At 36.5% G+C, this 18,504-nt stretch carries 15 protein-coding genes; 11 read left to right on the top strand and 4 right to left on the bottom strand.

Going from position 1 to position 18,504, the window contains the following annotated elements; translation table 11 throughout:
• Nucleotides 1-350: 350 nt before the first annotated feature.
• From ASO14_RS12245 to ASO14_RS12220, 6 genes are all read left to right on the top strand, one after another.
• The gene (locus ASO14_RS12245; RefSeq protein WP_068455751.1) at nt 351-2,282 is read left to right on the top strand and encodes a DUF927 domain-containing protein; all 1,932 of its coding nucleotides are present in this window, start codon (nt 351-353) and stop codon (nt 2,280-2,282) included.
• Nucleotides 2,283-3,221 carry a tyrosine-type recombinase/integrase gene (locus ASO14_RS12240; protein WP_068455749.1) on the top strand — a complete coding sequence of 313 codons (939 nt, stop codon included), beginning with the start codon at nt 2,283-2,285 and terminating at the stop codon, nt 3,219-3,221.
• Nucleotides 3,222-3,494: 273 nt separating this feature from the next.
• Entirely contained in the window at nt 3,495-4,379 is an 885-nt protein-coding gene (locus tag ASO14_RS12235; RefSeq protein ID WP_068455747.1) for a tyrosine-type recombinase/integrase, read from the top strand.
• A 12-nt stretch (nt 4,380-4,391) separates the two neighbouring features.
• Nucleotides 4,392-5,117 carry a hypothetical protein gene (locus ASO14_RS12230; RefSeq protein ID WP_068455745.1) on the top strand — a complete coding sequence of 242 codons (726 nt, stop codon included), beginning with the start codon at nt 4,392-4,394 and terminating at the stop codon, nt 5,115-5,117.
• Between the two features lie 234 nt (nt 5,118-5,351).
• On the top strand, nt 5,352-7,337 hold the full coding sequence (locus tag ASO14_RS12225) for a hypothetical protein (protein ID WP_068455742.1): 1,986 nt from the start codon (nt 5,352-5,354) through the stop codon (nt 7,335-7,337).
• A 210-nt stretch (nt 7,338-7,547) separates the two neighbouring features.
• Nucleotides 7,548-7,853 (top strand): hypothetical protein, encoded by a 306-nt coding sequence (locus tag ASO14_RS12220; protein ID WP_068455739.1) that lies wholly within the window; start codon nt 7,548-7,550, stop codon nt 7,851-7,853.
• A gap of 456 nt (nt 7,854-8,309) precedes the next feature.
• Here ASO14_RS12220 and ASO14_RS12215 read toward each other — a convergent pair whose 3' ends face one another.
• Nucleotides 8,310-8,924 carry a hypothetical protein gene (locus ASO14_RS12215; protein WP_068455736.1) on the bottom strand — a complete coding sequence of 205 codons (615 nt, stop codon included), beginning with the start codon at nt 8,922-8,924 and terminating at the stop codon, nt 8,310-8,312.
• Nucleotides 8,925-9,345: 421 nt separating this feature from the next.
• On the opposite strand from ASO14_RS12215, the gene ASO14_RS12210 reads away from it, so the two are divergent.
• Complete coding sequence (locus ASO14_RS12210) at nt 9,346-10,515, top strand: hypothetical protein (RefSeq protein ID WP_068455733.1); 1,170 nt, start codon at nt 9,346-9,348, stop codon at nt 10,513-10,515.
• A 245-nt stretch (nt 10,516-10,760) separates the two neighbouring features.
• Here the strand turns inward: ASO14_RS12210 and ASO14_RS15260 are convergent, their stop codons facing one another.
• On the bottom strand, nt 10,761-10,889 hold the full coding sequence (locus ASO14_RS15260; protein WP_257720776.1) for a hypothetical protein: 129 nt from the start codon (nt 10,887-10,889) through the stop codon (nt 10,761-10,763).
• A gap of 509 nt (nt 10,890-11,398) precedes the next feature.
• Here ASO14_RS15260 and ASO14_RS12200 point away from each other — a divergent pair.
• The 3 genes from ASO14_RS12200 to ASO14_RS12190 all read left to right on the top strand — a co-directional run bounded on the left by ASO14_RS12200 (nt 11,399) and on the right by ASO14_RS12190 (nt 15,491).
• A complete protein-coding gene (locus ASO14_RS12200; RefSeq protein WP_068455727.1) occupies nt 11,399-11,878 on the top strand; it encodes a sigma-70 family RNA polymerase sigma factor in 480 nt (159 codons plus the stop codon).
• Nucleotides 11,879-12,070: 192 nt separating this feature from the next.
• Nucleotides 12,071-13,417, top strand: coding sequence for a pre-peptidase C-terminal domain-containing protein (locus ASO14_RS12195; protein ID WP_068455724.1), 1,347 nt, complete (start codon nt 12,071-12,073; stop codon nt 13,415-13,417).
• A gap of 709 nt (nt 13,418-14,126) precedes the next feature.
• The gene (locus ASO14_RS12190) at nt 14,127-15,491 is read left to right on the top strand and encodes an Ig-like domain-containing protein (RefSeq protein ID WP_156422374.1); all 1,365 of its coding nucleotides are present in this window, start codon (nt 14,127-14,129) and stop codon (nt 15,489-15,491) included.
• Nucleotides 15,492-16,355: 864 nt separating this feature from the next.
• Here ASO14_RS12190 and ASO14_RS12185 read toward each other — a convergent pair.
• Nucleotides 16,356-16,955, bottom strand: coding sequence for a hypothetical protein (locus ASO14_RS12185; RefSeq protein ID WP_068455718.1), 600 nt, complete (start codon nt 16,953-16,955; stop codon nt 16,356-16,358).
• Nucleotides 16,956-17,208: 253 nt separating this feature from the next.
• On the opposite strand from ASO14_RS12185, the gene ASO14_RS12180 reads away from it, so the two are divergent.
• Nucleotides 17,209-18,141 carry an IS30 family transposase gene (locus tag ASO14_RS12180; protein ID WP_068455714.1) on the top strand — a complete coding sequence of 311 codons (933 nt, stop codon included), beginning with the start codon at nt 17,209-17,211 and terminating at the stop codon, nt 18,139-18,141.
• Nucleotides 18,142-18,145: 4 nt separating this feature from the next.
• Here ASO14_RS12180 and ASO14_RS14870 read toward each other — a convergent pair whose 3' ends face one another.
• Nucleotides 18,146-18,319, bottom strand: a complete 174-nt coding sequence (locus ASO14_RS14870) for a DUF4017 family protein (protein WP_082701478.1) — start codon at nt 18,317-18,319, stop codon at nt 18,146-18,148.
• Nucleotides 18,320-18,504: the final 185 nt, after the last annotated feature.

Genomic DNA, 18,504 nt, shown 5'->3' with positions numbered 1-18,504 from the left:
AATAAGGTAATTAAAGTTAAAAAAGGTAAAATAATGATTTTTCGGCGTATAAGAGTAAGCCGGGGAAACGTTTCGTTGCTAGATGTTACTAGGGGAAAGGGGTTATTAAATTTTATAGGAAGTTAGCGCTTTCATAACATTTATTTGATGATTTTGTGTATTATAAGAATTTGCTAGTTTTATTGGAATCTGCTAAGTTATATCCACAAGTAAAACACACTTGTTTTTTGTAATCAAAAACAGAGATACAGTGTTCAATCATTGCATTTAATCTGATACGGATTACAAAAAAAGAGAAGTAGCTGCAACTACTTCTCTACTATCATCATTTTCAAAGGAGACTGAAAACAATGTTAAATGAAACCAATCCTATTGTAACAAAAAAACCTAAAGATAAGATAGCTGAAATTCCTAGAATAGCTCTAGGTGGTTTTCACATAGCCAATGGCTATCTGTACAAAAGAATGAAAGATAAATCACAACAAATTTGTCGAGCCATTTGGATTGAAGAGACAAAATACAATACAGATACAAAAGAAATTGACGTTGTTATTGGTTTTGTGTATCGAGATAGAGTTGAGAAAAAACAAGTATCACGTGACATCTTAATGGATAACAAAATTCAAACATTAACGAAGTACGGGGCGGATATTCCTAAACTTTCTGTTCCCTATATTGTGAATTTTTTAACTCTTACAGAGGAAGAGAGTAAAGAATCACAGGAACACATTCGACTCGGTTGGAATGAGGAGAGAGATGGTTACTATCACAATGAATACCTTTCTCTTAATATGGAATATCAATCGAAATACAAAGGTGATTTTAAATTAGTTAGTGATGGAACAAAACAGACCTTCTTGTCTGCTGTTAAGCAACACATCAGTGGAAGAACACCACTAGAGTTCATGCTAGCTTGTGGTTTTTCGGCTGTCGTGAATGGTTACATCTCAAAACATGTTAAACAAGATACATTGATTGTACATTTAGCAGGTGAAAGCTCGACTGGTAAAACAACAGCGGCTGTAACAGCGATTGCACCATTTGGTAAGCCCGATACAGACGGTCTAATGAAAACGTGGAACTCTACGATGAATGCTTTACTAAAAGAGTTTGCAAATAACCATGGTGTCCCGTTGGTGCTAGATGAATCAAGTAGTAAAGAAGGTGAAAGCTTTACAACAGTGCTGTATCAATTAGCAGAAGGTAAAGAACGATCTAGACTTACAAAAGAAGCTGAAAAGCGCCAAGTAGCTACATGGAATACAACGGTTATTGCGACGGGTGAGCACAAACTGACAGAGAAGTCTGCTAAAAATAATGGTTTAGTTGTCCGAGTGCTAGAGTTTGAAAGTATAAAGTGGACAGAATCAGCAGAACATTCTCAGAAAATCAAAGAAGCTTTTAGTACACATTACGGAACACTTTTTGAAGAATACGTGCAACATATTTTACAACACTACACACCAGAAGAACTGTATCACAAGCTAGAACAAGCAGCTAAAACAATGCATGACAACTTTAAAGTACAAGACAAATTCAGTGAACGAATTTCAATGAAGTATGGTGTAATCTTGTTAGCAGCACAGCTCTTTAACGATTGCTTTACATTACAATTGAATACAGAAGAAATGATTGAGTTCATGGCGAAGAATGACCTTCGTCAAGTAGGTAAACGTACAATGGACCAAAAAGCACTTTCCGTTATTGAACAATTCATCTTAAAAAATCGACATCATTTTGAAGTAGCTGGTACAACAGTAAACTATACCGATTTCTATGGAAAAGTAACGTATAAAAAAGACTATACAGAAGTCATCATCATTAAAAAAGTATTAGATGATGAATTAAAAAAATGTGGCTTTGCTAGTACGGAAGTAGTCATGAGTGAACTGAAAAGTAGTAACTACTTGAATGCTGAAGCAGGGAAGAATACGAGAAAACGTACTGTACCTACAAGTGAAGATAAGAAAGTTCCACAAAATGTGTATGTACTTCGATTACCTAAAACGTTTAAATTAGAGTTAACAAAATCACTTCCTAATTTAAATGATAATCTAGTAGAAACAATGGGAAATCATCCATTTGTAAATTTACCAATCACACCATTGGAAAAGACAAGTGAAGCAAAAGACATGAATTCTCTATTTGTACAAAGTAATGTAAATGCAGAAGTATATCCAAAACTACCACCGAGAAAGTTGTTAAACAAATTAGAGAACAATCCAGAGAGCAATTCTTTTCTTGAGCTATTTTGTGAGGATAGTATAGAGGGGGAATTGTAAATGAAGGTAGATACAAAGTCTATTAAAAATACTGAAAATTCAGTCTTTTCAATCGATAATGAAGTGACACAGATTTACCAAGAGTTCCTAGAAACGCTTCTAAACGAAAAGAAAAGTGCTTCAACGTACAAAAGCTATCGTTTTACGATTCAAGACTTTTTACAGTGGATTGCAACTCGAAAAAAGAAGCCTGTAAGTAAGTGTGACATGACACACTATCACATTGAGCAGTACATGCACTACTTACAAGTTGAAAAAGGACATAAGCCATCGACTGTACACGTAAAACTGACTCTGATTCAAAAGTTTGTTCGCTTCTTTTTTCAACAGCAAAAAGAGATTCCAGCGTATGCGATACAGGTTCAACTAACACAAGTTGAACCAGCGCAGCCGTCTGAACCTTGTGTACTGACATTGAATGAAATTACCTTACTACTGAAACAGGTCAAACGATTGAATGATGTGACCTTACTAACATGTTTAGCCTACACAGGTATGCGAATTCACGAGTGTATTCAACTCACACACCAAAACGTTGACATGGATCGGCGAGTCATTCGTATTTGGTCTTGTAAAACAAAAACACACCGTACCATACAGATGAATACGTTACTTCACAAACAATTCCAAACGTATTTACAGCAAGTAGAGACAAAAAAAGATACAGATTACTTCTTTTTGAATCACCTTCACAAGCCTTACAATGCAACAACGATTAATCGACTACTCAAAAGAGTGACAAAGCAATTAGGTTGGAACAAGCATGTTACATGCCACACGTTCCGCCACAGCTTTGCAACGAACTTAATTCTTAAAGATGTGAATCTACCGACAGTTGCCAGCCTACTAGGACACAAAGACTATCGTGTAATTACTAAGAGATACATTCACTTGAATGAGCAGATTGAAAGAAATGCAGTAGAGCAGTTAATCTGTTAATTTCTTAACTTGTTAACAAGTTAACAGCTAAGTTACCCGAATACCCGAATTTACTTGCTACAGAGCAATACAGATTAAAGAATTGAATAGTATGCAGTGAATACAGGAGAAGTTTTGCTACCCGAATACCCGAATTTTCAAGTTACAGAGTAGCAGATGCAAAGCTTACTTTGAATGATTTGTACACTTATCGTACAAAAATCTTTTTAAAGTTTCTTTACTAAAAAAATTTGGGTATTTGGGTATTTTTTATTTAGGAAGGAGTTCGCAAAGATGACAAAAAATATGATGATTCAACAAGCACTTAAAAAATATAGTAATTATTTAAACCAAAGAGGAATGAGCAAAGAAACCATTCGAGGCTACCAAGTAGACTTACAACAATTTCAGGTGTACATGTCGAATAAGTTAAATGGTCCAGTCGTTATGCAGTTAGTCACACAAGAAGATGTAGAAGATTTTATTCAAGTATCACGCAAAGAAAAAGAATGGTCAGCTAAGACAGTGAACCGAAAAATCAATTCATTGGCGAGTTTCTTTAAATACTTGTACAAGCAGAAACAAGTGACAACAAACATTATGGAAGATGTTGAACGTGTTAAAGTACCACACAAAGAGCGTTCTTTTTTAACAAGTGAAGAAGTAATGAAGATTTTAGAACATGTACACCACCAAACGATTCGAGCCTTTTTGTACACAATGGCAAATACAGGTTTACGAATTACAGAATGTATTCATCTTCGCTTAAAAGATGTAGATTTTGACAAAAAGATGATTCATGTGATTAACGGTAAAGGTGGTAAGGATCGGAATGTACCAATGAGTCAAAATTTGTACGATATGCTACAAAAATATCGAAAAGAAGTACGACCAGATACACAATCACTATATTTCTTTGCGCTAAAAAAGACAGGTACAATTAGTCGTCAATTAATTAATATGACGTTAAAAGAAGCGTGTCAGCAAGCAGGAATTAACAAGGTAGTCACCAGTCATGCTTTCCGTCATGCGTTTGCAAGTGCATTGGTACAAAATGATGTTCACATTGCAGTGATTCAGCAACTTTTAGGTCATGCAGATTTACGCACGACAACGGTTTACTTACATGTTCAAACAGATGATATGCAAGAAGCAGTCAATACATTGAGATTATCTTAAGGAGAGAAGCAGATGGATATTCAAAGAGATGAAAAAATTGAAACAGTTTTAGCAATGTTAGAAGAAGGTTATACACAAGACGAAATTGTTCAACACTATGGCAACAAAAATTGGAAATCAATTGATATGTACTTTAGAAGGAGAGGTTATCGTTGGAAAGACGGTACATTCATTCCTTTTGATGAGAAGAAAGAACAAGAGCGAAAAGAAGTATTGGCAAGTGTGCAAACCGAATTAACGAAAGCAGCCAAAATTATACGTTCTTTAGGCAAAGAATATGCAGATATTATGGAAGTTGCAACAAAGAATGGTTTTGAATCTACAGAGGAACTAGGGCAATACATGATGAGTAAAGGTTACAAGTGGAATCAAGAGATTGAAAACTATGTAGAATTTACGCAAGAGGAAGAAGAAGAATTACCTACAGGAGAACATACGCTATCAACATTCAATCTTGAACGAAATCAACAAGTTGATGCACTCCTTACCTACCTTTTACAAAATGAAGAGCAGCTAAAAGATTTACTTGATACAACAAATCGACAGTTACCTACTTTTCAATTAAGAGGTGGGAATGCTAACAAAACACTCACAATGAACACAAAACTTACAGCACTTCTAGTGGACTACAGTGACGAATACAATTTGACACAAAAATCAATTATTGAAACAGCACTTGTCGAGTTCTTTGAAAAGTACAATTACAAGGAGGAAGTGAACAAACTCTTTCTTAATTAAAAAGAAGCTGAGTAGGCTTCTTTTTTTTGTGTAGAACGGATCTATTTTGTAAGAGGATATGGAATACTATTTAAATAGTAGAAACTCTATGTATTTTGTAGACTCGAGTATCTATCTACTTTTATTTGACTGAATGAAAATAGACTAGAAACTAAATAGATTTTCACTCGAATGGGAAAAGTAAATGCTCGCAAACCTATGCGTAGCAAGGGATTCTCTTAATGACTTAAAAAGATGGAATTATCTGAGAAAAAGGCGATTAACGGTAAACAACTTAAAGTAACATTTAACAAAACTGTTGAAGAAGATTCAGTAATTGAATCAAATGGAACTTTAGTAGATGGTGCATTCAAACTTGAAAAAGTTGCTGCAACTTCACCAGCTGTAGCTTTAGATTCTGCAGAAGCAGTATTATCTGAAGATGGACGTACTTTAACAATTACTTATACTGGTGCTGAGTACGCAAATGGAGATTATGTATTCTCAGTAGTTAAAAATAAAGTACAAACTACTAATAAAGCAACTGTTGAATACATCCCAGCATACACTTCTTCTACAATTAATGTAAAAGACACTGTTGCTCCAACTTTAGAATCAACAGCAAAAATTAATGCTACTCAATATAAATTAACATTCTCTAAACCGGTTAGTGGTCTAGGCTCAATTTCTGCAAAATATGCTGATGGTACTGATTTAGGTGCAACAGCTACAGTTTCAAGTGCACCTGCAAGTGCAGATGCAGACAATAATGCTATTATTGTAACTTTAGCTAATACAACAGTGAACAAAGATGTAAATGTTCAAATCGTTGGTATTACAGACTACAATGGCAATATCGTTTCACCTAACCCAGTAACATTCACAACTAATGCTGGAGCTAAAGATGGAGTAGCACCAACATTCACAGTTACTCCTGAAAGTGCTTCAACTTTAACAGTTAAATTTAGTGAAGAAGTTCAAGCATTCCCTAAAGCTGCATTCAAGATTGATGGAACAGCTTTAACTGCTTCAGATAAAGTTGTACAAGACGAAACTGACAAAACAAAATATACTGTGAAACTAGCAACTCCATTAACTTCTGGTTTCCATAACATTGCAGTAGCTGCTACTTCATTTAAAGATTTATCAGGTGAAGATAATACAGCTCATGCATCAACAATCCAAATTAAAGCTGACCAAGTAGCACCAGTTCTTTCTTCTTCAAAAGTTGTTAAAGAACGTGATGGTAAAGAATATTTATATGTTACTTTTGACAAAGATGTACAATTAGATGCTCTTAATGGTGCATTAACTGGTTTAACAGGTAAATCAGTTAAAAACTATGTAACTGATAAAGCTGTAACATTTAACACAGCTGCATTTACATCTGTTGACGGAAGTAAAAAAGAATATAAACTTGATTTAGCTTCTATTACTACTGGTGCTGGTGCAACAGCTTTGGAAAATGGCGTAACTTATACAATCGATTTACCAGCAAGTGCTGTTAAAACATTAACAGGTACACCAAGTGTAGCTCAAACAGGTGCAATCACATTTACAAAAGGTACTGATTCAGCAATTACACCTTTAGCTGTAGCAGAAGTAAAAACTAACCAAGCTTCATTAACTACTGGTGCTGCTGGTAAAGATGCTACATTAGCTAATAATCAAGTAACTGTTGAATTCTCTCAAATTGTTGATGGCGCTTCAGCAACTAAAGCTGCTAACTATACAATTGATGGAGCTGTAGTTAAATCTGCTGAACTAGGAACAGATAAGAAAACTGTTACTTTAACTCTTGAAGATGGTAAAACACCTTATTCAGGTGCTCGTTACTTAACAATTAATAACGTAACTACTGCATCTGGTGTAGCATTAGAAGAAGCATTTAAAAAAGCTATTACATTAAATGAAAATATTGCTCCTACAGTAACAGGTGCAGTAATTAAATCTGTAGATAACTCAACTAAAGTTGCAACAGTTGAACTTTCATTCTCTGAAGCAATTTCAACAGCTGACTTAGATACTTTAGCAGTATATGTTGATGGTCAAGTTGATGCAGGTGTAACAGTAGCTAACCTTGCTGCAACAACTAGCAAAACTCTTACAGTTAATATTACTTTAGATGATGTTTCTAAATTAACTAATAAAACTGTTACATTAAAAGCTAACGGTACTGACAATACAATCGTTGATGCTGCTGGTAACACAGCTTCAATCGGTACTGTTACAGTAAAATAATCTAACCGATTATTAAATCCAACATTCCCTTACCTTATTGGGCAAACGGATTCAAAGACTCCTATCTTCTTCGGAAGATGGGAGTTTTTTTGTGTTCCTTGTTCATGTAGGTGTATCGAAGCCATCTTTCACATAGATATTATCTTTATGTCTAAAAAGCAGTTTAACGGGCATTTTAGGCATGTATCTAGAGGAGAGGTGGAGGTTCATATGGAATTTGTAAAGACAGCGTTTCAAACGGTTATTCAGCGCTATGTCGATGAACAGGTGAACATCGAGGATATGGGATGTGAAACGATTGAAATGGAGAGAGAGGCAGTGGATCCGCAGTACGTTCCTTCGGATGTCCTAGTGACACTACCGAATTCATTCCTTGTGACGTGTTTGAATTACACAGTGACATCAGGAGAGACGTACTTGTTCATGGGTATCTGGGGAGATTCTGTAGAAAATATGCTTTTTCAAGTCGTCCTGAGAGAGAATGAAGTCTTGGAACAGACGACAAAAGTAACGTGAAACTCACGACAAATCTATAATTTGAAACAGCTACATGAGAGAAGTGGATGGGCGGCATGCTATCTGCTTCTCTTTTGATTTTTAGATTTCACGACATCATTATAAAACTGTCGTGAGTATGTGAAAGTGAAGCGAGCTGAACATGATTAAAAAATTACTCATTGCCGCAACGATTGCGGTTTTAACTACACTGATTACGGAATTGAAAGAAGAAATGTAAGAGATACACATGGGGACAAGATGGCTACAATATCACCTTGTTCTTTTTTTTGTGGAGAAGGAGGACAACATCATGACATGTGAACAGTGGTTAGTGGAAGATAGAAAAATATCTTTGCGCACATATTTAACAAGCCCACTATATCAATAGTGGACTTGTTAATAAAAAAGACTATACATTTTCAACCTAAAATCTAAAAGCATCGATATTATTCAACAATCTTCTCACAAGTTACACTAATCTTTCTTATCATGGTTAGTGATAAATAAAAAGAGTATTGTCCCCAAAGTAATACTCGAAATAGACTGAATGAAGGATACGTTTCCTTTTTCTTCGGAGCTATTTTTATTATTAGTAGAAGATGTATTTATCTCTTCTTTTTCAGTATCCTTTTTTTGAAAGGGGATAAAAAGATAATAGCTTGCCAATACATAAACTATCATTGTAAGTAACAGATAGTAGTAATCATTTAATGATTGAATATCATAGGGTGAAAAAATTGAAATCTTATTTTTATTAGAAAAGTATATAAAAGAAGAACTCTCATTTGATAAAAGGTAATTTTCAATATTTTGAACCCTTTTAGCTAATTCTGAATGTTCCGTTTTAATATCTATTTTTGAAATTTTAATGTTGTTATTTTTGATATATTCTGCAAAAGATAATTTATTTTGATCTGTGTATTTTTCTTTCTCAATAATATATTCTTCAATTACTAAAATGTGTTCTTCAATCTCTGAATTGTTTTTTGAGAGATTATCGTTAGTATTTTTTGAAAAAATATTTGCATCTATTGAACATATATTTAACGCTGGTAAATCGAGTAAATCCTTGATAGAATGTGAATCCATCTGTATACCTCGTTCTGTTGTTTGGTCGCACTTTCAACATTAACGGATACAGATGTTTTTTTGTATACTTTTTTAAATCAAGAACAGATTTTGGCATTGAGCTACAATTTAAATATTTTTTATAATAATTATTCAATTAGTCTTTTCCTCTTATAGTTAAAATTGGTAAAAATAATGATATTTTCATCCTTTTCCGTCTTTTTAATTTCATATATAAGGTAAAAAAGTATTGTTTTTGCAAAAAAAATACCGATATGTGCAGTTTAATGTTATCTTGATTAATGTATTAAAAATTAATACAAAGTAAAAGCTAAAATTGATTTAGATAAAGACCGTGGTTTAGGCGTTTACCCTAGAGATATTCGTGATGCAAAACAAACAAATAAAGTCATGTCACTTTAATTTATTAGGAGTAGTTTAAATGAAAAGTAAAAAATGGATTATAGTAATAAGTGTTATTATAATCGCGGTTATCATCTTTGCAATCGTGATGATGACGAAACAATCAAATGATACGATTTCCGATGAAGATCTTTTGTACAGTGATAGTAAAGCGGTTATTTATTATTCAACAACGGTTGATAATACTTTTAATAGTGTAGCTGCTTTTGTTTCGAAAGATAATACCGTTAAAGGTTATGCTATGGACGGATTAGAGCTTGGTTCTTCAACATACAGTGAAAAAACAAAAACTATTTTATTAGAAGATAAAAATTCATTGAAATTTGTAACAGATGATGGGATTCAAACAGCTAAATTTGATAATCCTGAATATACAGCGACTTCTAAAGGGTTTTTATCAAAAAATAATACCTTTTATAGTGTAAATAATACAGGGGTTCAAGAACAAAATGGTGAAGGGTATTATTCAACCATTCGTTATGGAAATAAGGATTATACAGATTCGCAACTTGTAGACGACTGGATACAAGCAGTTGGTAATAATGGCGAAGATACCATTTATTCATTCGTAAATTACGTTTCTATTAAAGGTGAAGATGCAACTGATAATTATCGTTTAATACAATCCAAGTTAAATGATAAAAAAGAATTTGAAACTACAACGATTGATGAGCTTACATCATTAAATAAGTTAAAAGATATTAGTATATTCAATGATTTTGTTTATAAAGATGGTGTTTTATATAACCTGCTGAATTATAAAGATGACAACAATGAAGTAAAGACCGATTTATTTGTGTATGATTTGAAAACGAAAAAACTAGATTTAAAACCGATTGCAGATTATGATGGTGCTGAATTCGGATTGTTAAATCCTACTGAAAACATCGAAATGGAAGGCGATAATCTGTATTTTGTTGAAGATACAGGAGCTGTACATCAAATCAATATGAAAACACAAACTACGAAAGTTCTTTATACAATCGATAAAGGAACAAACAAAGATCCGTTACTTCAGATAAAAAACAACAAACTATACTTATACATTTTAAAAGATAAAGCGTATTATTTAGATGTACTGGACTTACAAACAGGTAAACAATTAACATCTGATAAATTACAAGGAATGGATGAAGCTTTGAATTTAGGCGAGGGTACAAATCCTTATGATTTACTAATATTAGAATAAAAAGGTCTGTTTTTGGTTTTGTATAATTAAAAAAGAGGGAGAATTTTAATGTTCTCCCTCTTTTTATATTTATATTAAAAAAACCCTTTTTACTTAGTCTTATCGATAAAATTCTTTTTATATAAACAATGTTATAAAAAAAGCAAAATTATGTGCTATAAATCATCTTTTAAGATGATTTATAGCACATAATTTTGAAAATCAAATGGAATGATATATAAAAAAATTACTATCTTTTTATTTCTTTATTCCCTCATCCACCCTTGAATCGTCGCTTTCGGTACGTCAAACTGGTTTGCGGCGTGTCCAAGCGAGTGTTCTGTCGCCACGGTTTTCACAAGTTTTCGGTAGTTCGCTGTTGTCTTATGGATCACGTCGAGTCCACCGTCATGTCGCGTTGTTACGTGGCATGTCTGGCAGCGCTCGTAGTACATGGTCAATCTGATTGTAATCGTTCCGTACTCATATGTGTACGAGTGGCGAATGTCCTGCTCCTTTTTATGATGAAGATGTCGTTTTCCACCACATGGACATATTTTGTCTCTTTTTGGTGTCGCATAGAGTATGTCGTCGATGAAGTCCAATTGAATTGTCCGTGGTATATTAAAAAATGTATGCATTAAAAAACTCCCCTTTTTTCGAAAATAAGCTCTTTTTTCTTTCTATTTTCCTTCATTTTCAGAAAAAGACCTATTCAAAAAAAGTGTGTACGAAAAGTATGGGGAATTGGTAGAAAAATAGAGGTTTTTCAAGGATTTCCTCATTATATACATATGAAAAAATTCATTCGGAAAACGTCGTTTCGCCAACATTCGCACATTTTAGTAAGCTAGGTGTACCCAAGGGAATACAAGCATGGTCGACTGTGAGAAGCGAGTATGAGATGACGTTTGAAGCGATGTTAGAGAAGTTGGAGCCGATGATTTCCGCGCACATGCGCAAACTGCATATTTATAAGGAGCATGAGCAATTTCGCCAGTCCGCACGCGTAGCCATCTGGCATGCGTGGCAACGTTTCGATGCGGAAAAGGGTGATTTTGAACCGTATGCGTTCCAGACAATTCGCGGTGCATTACTCGACGAATTGAAGATGAGCGCGCGTTACGAGGAACGATTCGTGCCAACAGAAGATGATGCCCTGTATGAGCAAATTCAAGGGGAAGGGTGCCAGCGTACACGCGACTTCGTGGAATTCCTAGCACCCCACACGACACCCGAGGAATGTATGATTCTCCACGCCTATTATATCGAGGGGTACGATCACACCGAGATTGCGGCGATGCTCGGCATGAGTCGCGCCGCCCTACAAAAGAAGAAAAGCCGTCTATTACTACGCCTTCGAAAAGAGATGAGCCGACCATAAGAAAAAGCCGCGATTTGCGGTTTTTTTGTTTGGAATCGCATAAAAATACAATCATCTCTTACAGAATTCCTTAAATAAAAAATATAAATAATAGATTTTTAATAGAATAATATAACTTTGCATCTATTTTGCTATTTCTAAGGAATAATTTTACTCTATAATGGTATAATTAGTAAAAAAAGGAGTGTTAAAATGAAAAAGTTTTTCTTCACATGTTTTATAGCGTTTGCACTATATTTCATTGTCGCAAGCCCACAAGCACAAGCAGCAGACTACCCAGTGATTCAATCAGGACAAACAATTGAAGGTACTTTAGCTGAGGAAGATCGAGTACTATATCAAGTGAATGTAACGAAGCCAGGCTATGTTAAATTCCAAGGAACTTCTTATTCACGTGATTTGTATTTGTCTTTATTAGATGAAAATCATAATAAAATTGTCGGTCTTCATGATAGTTTTAGTAACGCAACAGCTACGGCACCTGTTACACGAACTACTGGGGAATATGTAGAGCCAGGAATTTATTATATTGAGGCTTACAGTAGTGGATGGCATGATGAATATTTTAAATATCGTTTTACGATGACAGTCGTAGACAGTAAGACTACAGAAATTGAGCCGAATGATGGTTCTGAACTTGCGATGGCGATTAAACCAACACAAAAACCCGTCACAGCACAGTTTAGTTGGAGTGACAGTACGGATTATTATAAAGTAAAATTAGACCAAGCAGGTTTACTAAATATTAAAATGACAGCGTACATGGATAGGATGTATGTACAAGTTTTTGATTCTGACTTATATGAAGTCGAAGGTTGGAGTGATTATTATGGTGGTTCTGAGCTTTCAGGTAAGGTGAGACAAGATGGATACTATTTAGAAAAAGGAACGTATTATATAAAAGTTTCACAATGGCATTCCTACACTGGTAAATATAAAATCGAAACAAAGTTTTCTAAAACATCTAATAATGAAAAAGAACCGAATAATGGGCTTGAACAAGCACAGAAAATCAAGCCGAATGTACAATCTGTGACGGGTTTAATTAGTTGGAATGATTCGTCTGATTTTTATAAAGTAGATGTTTCAAAAACAGGTGTATTGAATGTTCATATGACAGTTTATCAAAATAAGGATATCAAAATTTATGATCGAGATGGTGATACACTACTGGATCGTTGGATTTTTAAATCGAGTAATACAAGTTCTGATAAATGGTCTACATCTTTAAATGTCAAAAAAGGAACGTACTATATTCAAATTTATGGTAGTACAGGTCTTTATAAATTAAATGTAAAAGTACCCGAAATGTTGCCAAAATCTCCAAAAGCCAAAGCCACGAAAACAAAAGTGACAGGCACAACGTATGCGAACAGCAAAGTCACAGCGAAAATCGGAAGCAAAAAATATACAGGCAAAAGTAACAGCAAAGGTGCATTCAGCATCAAAATACCAACACAAAAAGTAAAAACAAAAGTCTATGTATCTGTTACAACGGGTACAGGAACGAGTAAATCAACTAAAGTACAAGTAAAATGAGCCGCGCATGCGGTTCTTTTTTTTATGGTAGTGGGCGAGATTCCCTTTCGCGTGTGGAGTAGTCCCTTTCAAATGCCAAGATTCCCTTTCGTGAGTGGAATAGTCCCTTTCAAATGTCAAGATTCCCTTTCGCGCGTCGATTAGTCCCTTTCAGAGTGAGAAATTCCCTTTCGTGAGTGGAATAGTCCCTTTCAGAAGCGATGATTCCCTTTCGTGAGTCGAATAGTCCCTTTCAGAAGCGATGATTCCCTTTCGCGTGTGGATTAGTCCCTTTCGGAAGCCGAGATTCCCTTTCGTGCGCGGAATAGTCCCTTTCAAAGTGAGAAATTCCCTTTCGCGCGTGAATTAGTCCCTTTCGGAAGCCGAGATTCCCTTTCGCGCGTGGAACAGTCCCTTTCAAATGCCAAGATTCCCTTTCGCGTGTGGATTAGTCCCTTTCGGAAGCCGAGATTCCCTTTCGTGCGCGTATTTGTCCCTTTCGGAAGACGAGATTCCCTTTGGCGCGCGGAATAGTCCCTTTCGGAGTGAGAAATTCCCTTTCGCGTGTGGATTTGTCCCTTTCAAAGTGAGAGATTCCCTTTCGTGCGCGGAATAGTCCCTTTCAAAAGCCAAGATTCCCTTTCGCACACGAATCAGTCTCTCACCATTGTTTATTTCACCGCTTAGTGAGATAATAATATGGAATAATTAGACATTAAAGGGGATTGACATGAAACGATTATATATAGTAGGAATTCTTTTGTTGGCCGCTATCTTTTTTATACCGCAACAAGCTTCAGCTGCAACAACTCTTACATCGGGAAAGTGGGTAACCGGTGAAATTACCGATACAACCACAAAGCAAACATATCAATTTAAGTTGACGAAACCGAGTAAGGTGACGGTGGAAGTGAAGTCGTATATGAATGAATTGGAGGCATTCGTCTACAATTCGAAAGAGACAAATATGGTGAAGCCGATGCATTTCTTCGCGGCAGATCCAACAAATCCAATTACACAAAAAGAGACGGTCTATTTGCAGGCTGGGACATACACAATTCATACGAATCGTGTAGCATTCTCTGGTCAGACAGGGAAATATCAAGTGAAAGCGACTTGGAAAACGAATGGTTCGAATGAGGTAGAGCCGAATGATGAGCCGAACCAAGCGCAACCAATCGAAGTAAACAAAACGAAGATTAAAGGACAACTCGGACTCGACGATTTGGCAGACTATTATATGGTGGAGGTAGACCGAGCGGGGAAATTAACAGTTCAAACAAAATCATACATGCCTTTTTTACAAGTTGAACTATACAATTTAGCACAAGTTCAAATGACGAAAGTGAATGATTTTCAACAAGCAACAAATACAAAAGCGGTAACAAGAAGCGGCTCTATGTACGTGGAAAAAGGACAGTATCTCATTAAAATATCAAATACAGGTGTCCTCGATAGTATGGGATTATACGAGATGCAGGCGAAATTTGTAGGGGCAAGTAATAATGAAAAAGAACCGAATAATAGCCCAGAAAAAGCACAAACACTCAAGCCGAATGTTGCGCCAATTACAGGACTAATTAGTTTTGGTGATCGACTCGATTATTATAAATTGAATGTACCAAAGACAGCGGAAGTAAAGGTGCAAGTAAAGTCGCATATGAAGTGGCTTGAAGTTTCGATTTATAACCAATCATTTAAAAGAATCGACACGCACAATTACTTCACAGGTGCGAGCGATCAATTACTCGTATCGAAAACACTAAAAAATAAATTGAAAACAGGCGTCTATTATATCGGTGTGAAAGAAATGGGCTACTTTGGCACATATCAAATTAATGCAAGTATTCCAACCATTGTGCCGAAAGCGCCAACTGTAAAAGCAGTGAAAAAAGGTGCGACGCGTGTCACGGGGACAACCTATAAAAAGAGCCAAGTGACTGTGAAAATTGGCAAGAAAGAATATAAGGGCAAGAGTAACACAAAAGGTGCATTTAGTATTAAAGTACCGAAGCAAAAAGCCAAAACGAATATTTATGTATCAGTCACAACAGATAGTGGAACAAGCAACTATAAAAAAGTACAAGTAAAATGAGTCGTGTATGCGGCTCTTTTTTTATTTGGAGGTTTGTTTGTGCGAGTGGCCCAATTTCGCCCTCGAATGTTCCGTTTGGATGGGCGAATGACCCGAATCGAGCAGTGAGTGACCCAACTACTTATTCGAATGCCCCGTTTCGCCGGTCGAATGTTCGAATTCACCCAAACCTAGTCAATTCAAGTCCCTCTGAATTACTCAAAAGACTTGAAGAAAGTGCGGAAAGGGAGTAATTTAGTGTTTTGGGCGAATGCCTCATTTTCGCCCTCGAATGTCCCGATTTGACAGGTGAGTGACCCGAAACGAGGAGCGAATGACCCAACTACTTATTCGAATGGCCCGTTTTGTCGGTCGAATGTTCGAATTCACACCAGAATAGTCAATTCAAGTCCCTCTGAATTACTCAAAAGCCTTGAAGAAAGTGCGGAAAGGGAGCAATTTAGTCTTTTGTGCGAGTGCCCCATTTTCGTCCTCGAATGTGCCGTTTGGATGGGCGAATGACCCGAATCGAGGAGCGAGTGACCCAACTACTTATTCGAATGGCCCGTTTCGCCGGTCGAATGTTCGAATTCACCCAAACCTAGTCAATTCAAGTCCCTCTGAATTACTCAAAAGCCTTGAAGAAAGTGCGGAAAGGGAGTAATTTAGTCTTTTGTGCGAGTGCCCCATTTTCGTCTTCGAATGCCCCGTTTGGACGAGCGAGTGACCCGAATCGAGCAGTGAGTGACCCAACAGCTTTAGAGAATGTCCCATTTCCACCCCCGAATGTCCCAATCCGCACCTCGAATGTCCCGTTTGGACGGGCGAATGGCCCGAAACGCTCACCCCACCTCCACCCAACAAAAAAACCTCGAATCCTCGAGGTTAGCCTTCGTTTGGTGTTTGTTTTTCAATCGTTCCGCCAAATAATACGATGGCTTTCGTTACACCGCCGCCGACATTGGCAAATTCATGGATACCGAGTGGGATGCCAACGACTTGGAGTGAGTCGTCCAGTGCGATGTTGCCGAGTGGTTCATATGTGATGTAGAGGTAGGATTGTCCGTCCTCTGCATAGAGATGAATGAAGCGGTAGGGTAGCGCACCTTCTTCTTTTTCATGGAAGGAGACGACATCGCCTTTGAAGGAGACGACGGTTTCAAAGTAGTCTTCGACGTTGTCCGTTAGTTGTTGCGGGGTGATGGTCGAATCGACTTTTTCTTTGATGCCAACGCCTGCAAAGAGTTTTTCTTGTTGGTCGATGTATTCGCGTGAGCGTAATCGTAAATTGAGTGTATTTTCTGTTATTTCTGGTAAATCGACTGCTAATTGATTGCTTAATCCGAGTGTAGCTGCTTCGACTTCGATTTCTTGTGCTTCTGTTTTTCCGTCTTGAATGGTGTTTTCTGGCGCTTTTTCATCGCCACACGCTGCAAGAAATAGTGTCAGACAAAGACCTGTGCTAAGCAGGAACTTTTTTTTCATGTATGCCCCCCCTCCTTTTCCTTTATTATATAACTTTTTAAGGTTTTAATGGATAAAATTATCATTTTAAATATTAACAAAATCCCCATCGAATATACTTCAATGAGGATTTTATTTACTAATAAATTTTCTTTTTACTTCCGACGAATTGTAATATTAAGTGCACCACTCAAAATAAATAAAAAAAGACCCATTCAATATGAGCCTGTATAATTAAAGTTCCTACACCAAAATCAACAGGGGGCCATATTAAATGAGCTATTATCATCTTACCACATCTGAACGTGCGAAAATAGAGGTTTTAAAAGGATTAGGGTACTCTTGTCGTGCCATTGCGCGTCATCTCAACCGTTCTCATACAACGATTTCTCGTGAATTAAAGCGATTGAATGAATGGTCAGCTGAAAAGGCGCAATGGCACGCAGCTGCGCAGAAGAAAAAATGTGGTGTGCGTTCAAAGTGTACCGATGAATTGCGTAAAGTTATCGAAGAAAAACTAAAAGCGACATGGTCTCCTGAACAGATTGTCGGTTCCTTGTTTCAAGGCAAATTATCTTTTAAAACGATTTATCGCTGGCTTTATTCAGGAAAACTTCACGTGACGCTTCAAGTACTTCGCCAAAAAGGAAAACGTCAGGCACCACGCGAAACACGTGGGCGTTTCAACGTTGGAACTTCTATTCAGCAGCGCCCAAAAGAAGTCAAAACGCGTGAAACGTTTGGCCATTGGGAATTAGATACCGTCGTTTCAGCGCGTGGTACGAAAGGATGTATCGCGACATTCGCCGAGCGAAAAACACGTTTTTATGTCGGCATTCAAATACCGAATCGCTCGGCGCAATCGATGAAGTGGGCCATTGAACAGCTCATTTCGCGTTATCCAAGACCCTGTTTTCAAACGTTTACGACGGATCGAGGGAAAGAATTTAGCTGTTACGCCGAACTTGAAAAACAGTACAGTATCCCATTTTACTTCGCTGATCCGTACGCGCCATGGCAACGTGGCACGAATGAAAATAGTAACGGTCTTTTACGTGAATTTTTCCCAAAACGAATGGATTTGGGGCAACTCACACCATCGAAAATAGAAAAAGCACTTTTTTTGATTAACAATCGACCAAGAAAGTGCCTCAACTGGAATACCACACAGGATGCATTTGAATATCAGGTGGTGCAGTTAATTTGACAATCTATCTTCCCAAAAAATAAAGAATCAGCAACGTGACAATGAAGGCGGGAATCGCATAAACTTGTCCAACGAGCAGTTTCCAACTCCAAACATCATAACCAGGTGAAGCAGGTAGCAAAATCGTAATCCCGCAAACAATCACGTAGACAACGAGTGCATAACCAAGTTTTTTCATCATAACGACCTCCTTATTTTTTCCATTATAACATAATGAAAGAATAAGGGGTTTAGATTCACCCTATAAGACTGTTAATAATATTCATTATCACGATGAAGAAAAGTCGTTGATGAGAATATAGAAAAATACCTAGTCTCCTATTATATTTTTATCAATTTGATTACAGTCTATAGTTATTTATA

It is taken from the genome of Kurthia sp. 11kri321, assembly GCF_001534765.1.
GTDB lineage: Bacteria > Bacillota > Bacilli > Bacillales_A > Planococcaceae > Kurthia > Kurthia gibsonii.
The sequence above is the reverse complement of the archived record's forward strand: the minus strand, read 5'-3'. Positions and strand labels throughout refer to the sequence as shown.